Source organism: Vibrio sp. 10N.222.49.C9 (assembly GCF_041474985.1).
GTDB classification, from domain to species: domain Bacteria; phylum Pseudomonadota; class Gammaproteobacteria; order Enterobacterales; family Vibrionaceae; genus Vibrio; species Vibrio crassostreae_C.
Window position 1 is genome coordinate 1 of record NZ_JBFRVD010000511.1, and the last position, 367, is coordinate 367.

The following is a 367-nucleotide window of genomic DNA, read 5'->3' on the forward strand; positions in this document are numbered from 1 at the left end:
GGGCCTATGGATATCAGCTTTACTCAGAGCATGAGTGCCCTATTGCCTGACTTCACCATGCCAGGCCTGCCCAGCGCCGAATTGCCGGCACACGTTAACATGATAGTGCAGCAAGTCAGACTGCCTCGCACTCTGCTTGCTATCGCCATCGGCGGTATCTTAGCTATCTGTGGCACCGTTATGCAGGGATTGTTTCGCAATCCCCTAGCTGACCCTGGGATTATCGGTGTCTCTGCTGGAGCCGCACTTGGCGCGGCATTGGCTATCGTGGTGTTTGGGTCTCTTGCCGCGACCTACCCTGCTCTTCTAATGTTTGGCACCGTGCCTGTCTTTTCCTTTTTAGGCGGCGCCATTACGACCCTTGTGG

1 protein-coding gene is annotated in these 367 nt (G+C 55.6%); it reads left to right on the forward strand.

What is annotated here, in order from left to right; genetic code table 11:
- Positions 1 to 367: iron chelate uptake ABC transporter family permease subunit (locus tag AB4585_RS24230; RefSeq protein ID WP_372171305.1), on the forward strand; the 367-nt coding region annotated here is incomplete at both ends.